Origin of the sequence: Pseudomonas sp. PS01298 (assembly GCF_029959745.1) — a bacterium.
GTDB classification, from domain to species: domain Bacteria; phylum Pseudomonadota; class Gammaproteobacteria; order Pseudomonadales; family Pseudomonadaceae; genus Aquipseudomonas; species Aquipseudomonas aylmerensis.
Window position 1 is genome coordinate 1 of sequence record NZ_JASCPP010000163.1, and the last position, 9,500, is coordinate 9,500.

At 61.4% G+C, this 9,500-nt stretch carries 8 protein-coding genes; 2 read left to right on the forward strand and 6 right to left on the reverse strand.

From position 1 onward, the window contains the following. Window positions 1–96: 96 nt before the first annotated feature. The 6 genes from QMX97_RS30140 to QMX97_RS30165 all read right to left on the reverse strand — a co-directional run bounded on the left by QMX97_RS30140 (window position 97) and on the right by QMX97_RS30165 (window position 6,122). Window positions 97–1,455 carry an 8-oxoguanine deaminase gene (locus tag QMX97_RS30140; RefSeq protein WP_282398116.1) on the reverse strand — a complete coding sequence of 453 codons (1,359 nt, stop codon included), beginning with the start codon at window positions 1,453–1,455 and terminating at the stop codon, window positions 97–99. Window positions 1,456–1,636: 181 nt separating this feature from the next. Beyond that, a complete protein-coding gene (locus QMX97_RS30145; protein ID WP_106805252.1) occupies window positions 1,637–2,323 on the reverse strand; it encodes an SDR family oxidoreductase in 687 nt (228 codons plus the stop codon). Window positions 2,324–2,379: 56 nt separating this feature from the next. Then, window positions 2,380–2,961, reverse strand: a complete 582-nt coding sequence (locus tag QMX97_RS30150; RefSeq protein ID WP_282398117.1) for a YigZ family protein — start codon at window positions 2,959–2,961, stop codon at window positions 2,380–2,382. 11 nt (window positions 2,962–2,972) lie between these two features. Next, window positions 2,973–3,632, reverse strand: a complete 660-nt coding sequence (locus QMX97_RS30155) for a TetR/AcrR family transcriptional regulator (RefSeq protein WP_065900379.1) — start codon at window positions 3,630–3,632, stop codon at window positions 2,973–2,975. An 87-nt stretch (window positions 3,633–3,719) separates the two neighbouring features. Next, window positions 3,720–5,114, reverse strand: a complete 1,395-nt coding sequence (locus tag QMX97_RS30160; protein WP_065900381.1) for a nucleobase:cation symporter-2 family protein — start codon at window positions 5,112–5,114, stop codon at window positions 3,720–3,722. Between the two features lie 87 nt (window positions 5,115–5,201). Beyond that, window positions 5,202–6,122 carry a LysR family transcriptional regulator gene (locus tag QMX97_RS30165; RefSeq protein ID WP_282398118.1) on the reverse strand — a complete coding sequence of 307 codons (921 nt, stop codon included), beginning with the start codon at window positions 6,120–6,122 and terminating at the stop codon, window positions 5,202–5,204. Window positions 6,123–6,247: 125 nt separating this feature from the next. Between QMX97_RS30165 and QMX97_RS30170 the strand changes: the two genes are divergently transcribed. Continuing rightward, window positions 6,248–7,597, forward strand: coding sequence for an aspartate aminotransferase family protein (locus QMX97_RS30170; RefSeq protein WP_065900385.1), 1,350 nt, complete (start codon window positions 6,248–6,250; stop codon window positions 7,595–7,597). A 39-nt stretch (window positions 7,598–7,636) separates the two neighbouring features. Continuing rightward, complete coding sequence (locus tag QMX97_RS30175) at window positions 7,637–9,130, forward strand: CoA-acylating methylmalonate-semialdehyde dehydrogenase (protein WP_065900387.1); 1,494 nt, start codon at window positions 7,637–7,639, stop codon at window positions 9,128–9,130. Window positions 9,131–9,500 lie beyond the last annotated feature (370 nt).

Below are 9,500 nucleotides of genomic sequence, written 5' to 3' on the forward strand. Positions count from 1 at the left end.
TGCTCGCGAAGGCAGTGTGTCAGTCGATGCATAAGCTGACTGATCTACTGCATTCGCGAGCAAGCCCGCTCCCACATTTTGATGGCGTTTCTTCCGTTAAATTGGGTTGATCAGTTCACGCGCCGCCTGGCTGTGATCGGCAATCAAGCCTTTGAGGTCCAGGCCTTCAACCTGCCCGTCGATCACACGCCACTGGCCGCCGATCATCACCCGGTCCGCACGGTCCGCACCACACAGCAGCAGGGCGGAAATCGGGTCGTGGCTGCCGGAGAAGCGCAGCTCATCGAGCTTGAACAGCGCCAGGTCGGCCTGTTTGCCAACGGCCAGCTCGCCGATATCCGTGCGCCCCAGCAGCTGCGCCGAACCCTTGGTCGCCCAGCCCAGTACGCCTTCTGGCGTGATCTTCTCGGCGCCATAACGCAGGCGCTGGATGTACAGGGCCTGGCGGGTCTCGAGAATCATGTTCGAGGCATCATTGGAGGCCGAGCCGTCCACGCCCAGGCCGATAGGCGCGCCGGCGGCGAGCAGGTCCAGGGTCGGACAGATGCCCGACGCCAGGCGCATGTTCGAACTCGGGCAGTGGCAGATGCCGGTACCGGCCGCTCCCAGGCGCGCGATTTCATCCGGGTTGAAGTGAATACCATGGGCCAGCCAGGTGCGCGGGCCGAGCCAGCCGACACTGTCGAGGTAGTCCACCGTGCGCAGGCCGAAACGCTGCAGGCAGAAGTCTTCTTCATCGAGGGTTTCCGCCAAGTGGGTGTGCAAGCGCACATCGAGTTGGTCGGCCAGTTCGGCGCTGGCGCGCATGATTTCCGGCGTGACGGAAAACGGCGAGCAGGGCGCCAGGGCAATCTGGATCTGCGCACCGTCGCCCCGCTGGTGGTATTCGCGGATCAGGCGTTGGCTGTCGTCAAGGATCACTTGGCCTTGTTGCACCGTCTGCTGCGGCGGCAGGCCGCCGTCGGCTTCGCCCAGGCTCATGGAGCCACGGGTGAGCATGGCGCGCATGCCCAGTTCGCGCACGCTTTGCACCTGTACATCGATGGCATTTTCCAGGCCGTCGGGGAACAGGTAGTGGTGATCGGCCGCCGTAGTGCAGCCCGAGAGCAGCAGCTCGGCGAGTGCAACTTTAGTGGCCAGCGCGAGTTTTTCCGGGGTAAGCCGTGCCCATACCGGGTACAGGGTTTTCAACCAGGGAAACAGCGGCTGGTTGACCACCGGCGCCCAGGCGCGAGTCAGGGTCTGGTAGAAATGGTGGTGGGTGTTGATCAGCCCCGGGAGGATTACGTGTTCGCGCGCGTCGAACACCTGCGCGCAGGGTTGTGCGGGGGCTTGGCCCAGGGGCAGCACCTCAGTGATCACACCGTCTTGCAGCACCAGGCCGCCACGGGCGTCGAGGCCGTTGGCAGTGAAAATCGCGAGGGGGTTTTTTAACCAGATACGGGTCGCAGGCATTGGCCGGCTCCTCTGAATGATGGGTTCAGGTTTGCCAGCTCAGTGTTGCCCTGTCTGCTGATCCAGGGTCGCCGGTGAGGGCGAGGTGCAGAGTCTACTTGTAGTCTATGTTCGGGTCTATCTGTAGGAGCATGCTGCTTTTGAGACCATCACCGGCAAACGCTCCCACAGTGGAGTGGCGTTACCAGGCGATGGTGTCGCCCTTGTAGTCGATGAAGTGATGGCCGCCCTTGCCGGTGTAGGCGTTCACCTGGTCCACCAGGCCGCGCACGCTGGTGTCGACATCGATATGCGCGTTTTCGCCGCCCATGTCGGTCTTCACCCAGCCCGGATGCAGCGACAGCACGGTGAGCTTGTGGTCACCGAGTTGCGTGATAAAGCTGTTGGTCATCGAGTTGAGCGCGGCCTTGCTCGCCTTGTACAGCGCCAGGTCCGAGCCATCGGGGATGGTCACGCTGCCCAGCACCGAACTCATGAACGCCAGCACACCGCTGTCCTTGCGGATCTGCCCGACAAAGCGCTGGGCCAGGTTGATCGGCGCCACGGCGTTGGTGAAGAACAGCTGGCCGACTTCCGCCAGGGTGGCATGACCAGGCTCCTGATTGGCGGGGCCCTTGACGCCAGCGTTGACGAACAGCAGGTCGAAGGTGCGGTCCTTGAGGCGCTGGTTCAGGGCGATCACGGCTTGTTGGTCGTCCATGTCGAGCTTCTCGATCTGCACCGGGCCGACGGCTTTGAGGGCATCGGCCTTGTTCGGATCACGCACGGTGGCGGTCACGTCCCAGCCATCCTTGAGCAATTGCTTGACCAGGCCAAGGCCCAGCCCGCGCGAGGCGCCGATGATCAGTGCGGTTTTTGGCGTAGACATGAAGGGCTTCCTTTGAAATCGCGGTTCAGGGAATTCAGTGCACAACAGTAGCAGTTTCAGCGTTGCAGCAGGATACGTCCTCGGCTCAAGTCGGCGAGCTGGGTTTGCAGGGTGTCGATCTGGGTTTCGCCCAGGGCCAGTTGCAGCTCCACGCCGTTGGCGGTGAAGTTTTCCTCGACGACGAGCCCGCCGAGTTCGGCGACGCGCAGCTTGACCAGGTTCAGTTCGGAGAAGCTGCAGGCGCAATTCAGCGGCACGCGGCTGATCAGCTCGATGCGCTCGGCGGCCTGCAGGCATTTATTCGCGCCGCCGCCATAGGCGCGCGCGAGGCCGCCGGTGCCCAGTTGGATGCCGCCGTACCAGCGGATCACCAGCACGGCGACCTGATCGAATCCTTGTGCTTCGATGGCCGCAAGGATCGGCCGCCCAGCGGTGCCGCCAGGTTCACCGTCGTCATTGCTGCGGTATTGATCGGCGAGTTTCCAGGCCCAGCAGTTGTGCGTGGCGTTCAAGTCACTGTGTTGCTCGAAAAACGCCTGGGCGTCCTGCGGGCTGGTGATCGGTGCGGCGAGGGTGATAAAGCGGCTTTTGCGAATTTCTTCGCGAAACTCGCAAAGGCCGGTAAGCGTGAAAGGCATAAGTCGCGTCTTCAGGGGGCCGGCTTGACGCCACAGCCTTTGAGAATGATGTGGATCAGGTTGGTCCCGGCGTCTTCCATGTCTTGCTTGGTCAGCTTGGTGCGCCCGGTGACACGGCAGATCTGGGTGGCGAAGTCGGCGTAATGCTGGGTGCTGCCCCACAACAGGAAGATCAGGTGCACCGGGTCGACCGGGTCCATCTTGCCGGCATCCATCCAGGCCTGGAACACCGCCGCCCGGCCGCTGAACCAGGCGCGGTAGTCCTGGCTGAAATATTCGGTCAGGCATTCGCCGCCGCTGATGATCTCCATCGCGAAGATCCGCGAGGCCTGGGGTTGGCGCCGCGAGAATTCCATCTTGGTGCGAATGTAGCGGGTGAGGGCTACAGCCGGGTCGTCATCGGCGGTCAGGGCGTTGAAGGTACTGTCCCACAACTCCAGGATATTGCTGAGCACCGCGATATACAGGCCCAGTTTATTGGTGAAGTAGTAATGCAGGTTGGCCTTGGGCAGCCCGGCGCTCGCGGCAATCGTATTCATGCTGGTGCCTTTGTAGCCATGGCGCGCGAACTCATCTTCAGCAGCCTGGAGAATCGCTTGTTCGTTCTTTTGCCGAATGCGGCTGGCGGGTTTACCGGCGGGGTTGCTGTGGGCAGGAACTTCGAGGCTCATGGAGGTTTCCGTGCTGATCGATGATGGCGACGTGTGCACAGATAACCCACCCTCAAGCCTCAGACAAGTCCCGATGCAATAAAACCGTCAAAGCGGTTCCAGGCTGTCGCTTTCCGACGCGCGGTTTGCGGCAACCGAGGTCGCTTTGGTTTCCGGCAGTAATAGGCACAACACAATCGCCGTCAGCCCGCCGCTGGTGATGGCCGAGTCGAACAGGTTCTGCACCAGGACGGGCATCAAGTGCAGCAGGTTGGGTTGGGCGGCAATGCCCAGGCCGACGCCGAATGACGTGGCGATGATCAGCATGCTGCGCCGGTCCAGCGGCGCCTGGGCCAGGATGCGCACGCCGGCGGCGGCCACGCTGCCGAACATCACCAGGGTCGCACCGCCCAGCACCGGCTTGGGGATCTGCTGCAGCACCGCGCCAATCAACGGGAACAGGCCCAGGGCGAACAGCACCACGCCGATGTACAGCCCGACGTAACGGCTGGCCACGCCGGTGAGTTGGATCACGCCGTTGTTCTGCGCAAAGGTGGTGTTGGGGAAGGCGCTGAAGGTGGCGGCGATCATGCAGCTGACGCCATCGCCGAGCACGCCGCCTTTAAGCCGGCTTATATAAGCAGGGCCGCTGATGGGTTGACGGGCGATCATGCAGTTGGCCGTGAGGTCGCCCACGGTTTCGATACTGCTGATCAGATAAATCAGCGCGATTGGCAGGAATGCGCTCCAGTCGAAGTTGAAGCCGAAGCGAAACGGTATCGGCAGGCTGACCAGAGGCAAATCGGGCAGGGCGTGTGGCACCAGCTTGCCACTGAACCATGCCGCCAGGCTGCCGAGGGCCAACCCGATAATGATGGCCGAGAGGCGCACCCACGGCGTGTTGGAGCGATTGAGCAGGATGATCGTCAGTACCACGAACAGGCCCAGCGCCAGGTTGGTCGGGGCGCCGAAGTCCGGGGCATTGAAGCCGCCGCCCAAATCCGTGATGCCGACCTTGATCAGGCTGATGCCGATCAGCGTGATGACAATCCCGGTGACCAACGGGGTGATGACCCGGCGCAACTGGCCGATGAAACGACTCAACACGATCTGTACCGCCGCGCCGAAAAAGCACACACCAAAGATCATCGCCAGGATGTCTTCCGGGCTGCCGCCACGTTGCTTGACCAGGAACCCTGCGGACAACACTGCGCCGAGAAACGCAAAGCTGGTGCCCTGCAGGCAGATCATCCCGGCGCCAATGCCGAATGGCCTGCGGGCCTGGATGAAGGTTCCTACGCCGGACACCATCAAAGCCATGCTGATCAGGTAGGGCAAGTGGGCGGTAAGGCCCAGCGTGGACCCGATGATCAGCGGCGGGGTGATGATGCCGACGAAAGCGGCCAACACATGTTGCAAGGCGGCCAGCAGGGAGGGCAGCGGTTTCGGTCGGTCATTCAGGCCGTAGATCAGGTCACTGGGGCTGGTGGATTCTGGTGGCATGGCGGGCAACTCGAGGCGGACGGTTCAAGGTCCTCGTACCCTTGCAAAAAACTGTCCAACTGCTCAGCTTTTTGCGCAGGCCCCGAGTTAGCGCGTTGCTGCCAGGCGTTCCAGGAAACTTTCCAGCACCAAATGAGGGCGACGTCCCTTGCGCGTGACCGATGCGAGGCTCAAATCGTAAAAACGTGTAGTCGGTTTCAGCGCGCGCAGTCGGCCTTGTTGCACCCACAGGCTGGCGTAGTGGTCGGGCAGGTAGCCGATGTAGCGACCGGTCAGAATCAGGAACGCCATGCCCTCGCGGTCGGAGGCGCTGGCGGTGCAGTTGAGCGCCTGGTAATGAGCCTGGATCTCGGCGGGCAGGCGGAAGGTGGGGGCGATGGCGTCCTGGGTGTCGATGCGCGCGTCGTCCAGTTGCTTGTCATCGGCATAGAACAGCGGGTGGCCGACGGCGCAGTAGAGCAACGAGCGTTCACTGTACAACGGCTGGTATTCGAGGCCGGAAAGGGCGCTGGCCTGGGGCACCACGCCGACGTGCAGGCGGCCGTCGAGTACCCCTTGTTCCACTTCATTGGGCGCGATCATGCGGATCTGGATCTGCACGTCCGGACCGCGTTCCTTCAACTGCGCCAACGCGTGCGTGATGCGCATGTGGGGCAGGGTGACCAGGTTGTCGGTCAGGCCGATGATCAACTCACCGCGCAGGTGCTGGTGCAGGCCGTTGACCTCGGTACGAAAGCTTTCCAGGGCACTTAATAGCTGCAGCGCCGATTGGTAGACCTCGCGGCCCTCTTCGGTAAGGGAAAAACCGGCGCGGCCGCGCTGACAGAGTCTTAATCCGAGCCGCTGCTCCAGGTCGCTCATCTGCTGGCTGATCGCGGAGCGGCCGATACCGAGCACGGTCTCCGCCGCCGAAAAGCCGCCGCACTCGACCACGCTGCGAAAGATGCGCAGCAGGCGAATATCGAAGTCGCTGACTTGGGCCAGAGGATCGGGTCGACGGCTGCTCATAGTTTAGTAAAGGCCTGACTGAAGGTTAGAAGAGTTGGATTTCACCGACTTTATCCCCGTGGCAATTTAGCTGCAACAACGCTTTTCAATCCCGACGCTGCCTTTTGCCCTGCGAGGTTTTGCTGATGAACATGCCCGAAAACGCCCCTTCGTCCCTGGCCAGCCAACTGAAGTTGGATGCGCACTGGATGCCCTACACGGCCAACCGTAACTTCCAGCGTGACCCACGGCTGATCGTCGCCGCCGAAGGCAGTTGGCTGACGGATGACAAGGGCCGCAAGGTCTACGATTCGCTGTCGGGCCTGTGGACCTGTGGCGCCGGGCACACCCGCAAGGAAATCCAGGAAGCCGTCGCCAAGCAGTTGGGCACCTTGGACTACTCCCCGGGCTTCCAATACGGTCATCCGTTGTCTTTCCAACTGGCAGAAAAGATCACCGATCTGACCCCGGGCAACCTCAACCACGTGTTCTTCACCGACTCCGGTTCCGAGTGCGCCGACACGGCGGTGAAGATGGTGCGTGCCTACTGGCGCCTGAAGGGCCAGGCCACCAAGACCAAGATGATCGGCCGCGCCCGTGGTTACCACGGGGTGAATATTGCCGGTACCAGCCTGGGCGGCGTCAACGGCAACCGTAAACTGTTTGGCCAGGGCTTGATGGATGTTGACCATCTGCCGCACACCTTGCTGGCGAGCAATGCGTTCTCGCGTGGTATGCCTGAGCAGGGCGGGATTGCCTTGGCCGATGAGCTGCTCAAACTGATCGAGTTGCATGACGCGTCGAACATCGCCGCCGTGTTTGTCGAGCCGATGGCCGGTTCCGCCGGCGTGCTGGTACCGCCACAGGGCTACCTCAAGCGTCTGCGTGAGATTTGCGACCAGCACAACATCCTGTTGGTGTTCGACGAAGTGATCACCGGTTTCGGCCGTACCGGCTCGATGTTCGGCGCCGACAGCTTCGGTGTGACCCCGGACCTGATGTGCATCGCCAAGCAAGTCACCAACGGCGCGATCCCGATGGGCGCGGTGATTGCCAGCAGCGAGATCTATCAGACTTTCATGAACCAGGCGACGCCTGAGTACGCGGTGGAATTCCCTCACGGCTACACCTACTCGGCGCACCCGGTAGCCTGCGCTGCCGGCCTTGCGGCATTGGACCTGCTGCAGAAGGAAAACCTGGTGCAGAGCGTAGCCGAAGTCGCCCCGCACTTTGAGAATGCGCTGCACGGCTTGAAGGGCAGCAAGAACGTGATCGACATCCGTAACTATGGCCTGGCCGGTGCGATCCAGATTGCCCCGCGTGACGGTGATGCGATCGTGCGTCCATTCGAGGCCGGCATGGCGTTGTGGAAGGCCGGTTTCTACGTGCGCTTTGGCGGTGACACCCTGCAGTTCGGGCCCACCTTCAACAGCAAGCCGCAGGACCTGGATCGTCTGTTCGATGCGGTCGGCGAAGTGCTGAACAAGATCGACTGATTTCTCCTTCTATATAGAACAACTTTTCAGGAGCCCTGCATGAGCCTTATCCAGCATTTGATCAACGGTGAGTTGGTCAACGACAGCGGTCGAAGTGCCGACGTCTACAACCCATCCACCGGCCAGGTCATTCACCAGGTGCCGTTGGCCAGCCGTGAAACCATTCAACAGGCGATCGACTCGGCCAAGGCAGCGTTTCCAGCCTGGCGTAATACCCCGCCGGCCAAGCGCGCCCAGGTGATGTTCCGTTTCAAGCAATTGCTGGAGCAGAACGAAGCACGCATTTCGCAGTTGATCAGTGAAGAGCACGGCAAGACGCTGGAAGATGCTGCCGGTGAGCTCAAGCGCGGAATCGAGAACGTTGAGTACGCGTGCTCGGCGCCGGAAATTCTCAAGGGTGAGTACAGCCGCAACGTCGGGCCGAACATTGATGCGTGGTCGGACTTCCAGCCGTTGGGTGTGGTGGCTGGCATCACCCCGTTCAACTTCCCGGCGATGGTGCCGCTGTGGATGTACCCACTGGCGATCGTCTGCGGTAACTGTTTCATCCTCAAGCCGTCCGAGCGCGACCCGAGTTCGACGCTGCTGATTGCACAACTGCTGCAGGAAGCCGGTTTGCCCAAGGGCGTGCTGAGCGTGGTGCACGGCGACAAGGGCGCGGTGGATGCGTTGATCGAGGCACCGGAAGTCAAGGCGCTGAGCTTTGTCGGTTCGACGCCGATTGCCGAATACATCTATGCCGAGGCGACCAAGCGCGGCAAGCGCGTCCAAGCACTGGGCGGCGCGAAGAACCATGCGGTATTGATGCCGGACGCGGACCTGGATAACGCGGTCAGCGCGTTGATGGGCGCGGCCTATGGTTCCTGTGGCGAGCGTTGCATGGCGATCTCGGTGGCGGTGTGCGTGGGTGATCAGGTGGCGGATGCGTTGATCGCCAAGCTGGTACCGCAGGTCAAGGCGCTGAAGATTGGTGCGGGCACATCCTGCGGCCTGGATATGGGGCCGTTGGTGACGGGGCAGGCACGGGATAAAGTTAGTGGCTATATAGAAGACGGCGTGGCGTCGGGCGCTGAGCTGGTGGTCGACGGGCGTGGTTTGAGTGTTGCCGGGCATGAAGAGGGCTTCTTCCTGGGCGGTAGCCTGTTCGACCGCGTGACGCCTGAGATGCGTATCTATAAGGAAGAGATCTTCGGGCCGGTGCTGTGCGTGGTCCGGGTGAGCAGCCTGGAAGCGGCGATGCAACTGATCAACGATCACGAATACGGTAATGGCACGTGCATCTTCACCCGTGACGGTGAAGCGGCCCGGCTGTTCTGTGACGAGATTGAAGTGGGCATGGTCGGTGTGAACGTTCCATTGCCGGTGCCGGTCGCGTATCACAGCTTTGGTGGCTGGAAGCGTTCGCTGTTTGGCGACTTGCATGCCTATGGGCCGGATGGCGTGCGCTTCTATACCCGTCGCAAGGCGATTACCCAGCGTTGGCCGCAGCGCGCCAGTCATGAAGCGTCGCAGTTTGCCTTCCCGAGCCTGTAAGGCTGGGTAACTAGAAAGCCGGCCCCTTGGGGCCGGCTTTCGCGTTTTTGGGGGCTTTTTGACCGATATGACAGAAATGTGAAAAAAGGTGTTGACGGCAGATTCTGGAAGTCTATAATTCGCCCCACTTCCGGCGCAGTCGAAACGGAAAACTCCTTGGTAAACAAAGAGTTATGCGAGATTCGACAGCGACTTGCTTCAGTTCATCGAAGCCCAGAAAGAGTTGGTAGAGCAGGGTTGGTTGGCTCTATTAACGTTTCGATCCTCTCGGTCGAAAGCGGAGAAAAAGAGGTGTTGACAGCAGCGTGTAACGCTGTAGAATTCGCCTCCCGCTAACGAGAGATCGGAAGCGCAAGTGGTTGAAGTTGTT

What these genes read in the sequence shown, in the direction of transcription:
- QMX97_RS30155 (WP_065900379.1), bottom strand. Translation starts at nt 3,632, where the DNA reads ATGAGCCTCGAAGTTCCTGCCCACAGCAACCCCGCCGGTAAACCCGCC.
- QMX97_RS30165 (WP_282398118.1), bottom strand. Translation starts at nt 6,122, where the DNA reads ATGAGCAGCCGTCGACCCGATCCTCTGGCCCAAGTCAGCGACTTCGAT.
- QMX97_RS30160 (WP_065900381.1), bottom strand. Translation starts at nt 5,114, where the DNA reads ATGCCACCAGAATCCACCAGCCCCAGTGACCTGATCTACGGCCTGAAT.
- QMX97_RS30145 (WP_106805252.1), bottom strand. Translation starts at nt 2,323, where the DNA reads ATGTCTACGCCAAAAACCGCACTGATCATCGGCGCCTCGCGCGGGCTG.
- QMX97_RS30175 (WP_065900387.1), top strand. Translation starts at nt 7,637, where the DNA reads ATGAGCCTTATCCAGCATTTGATCAACGGTGAGTTGGTCAACGACAGC.
- QMX97_RS30140 (WP_282398116.1), bottom strand. Translation starts at nt 1,455, where the DNA reads ATGCCTGCGACCCGTATCTGGTTAAAAAACCCCCTCGCGATTTTCACT.
- QMX97_RS30170 (WP_065900385.1), top strand. Translation starts at nt 6,248, where the DNA reads ATGAACATGCCCGAAAACGCCCCTTCGTCCCTGGCCAGCCAACTGAAG.
- QMX97_RS30150 (WP_282398117.1), bottom strand. Translation starts at nt 2,961, where the DNA reads ATGCCTTTCACGCTTACCGGCCTTTGCGAGTTTCGCGAAGAAATTCGC.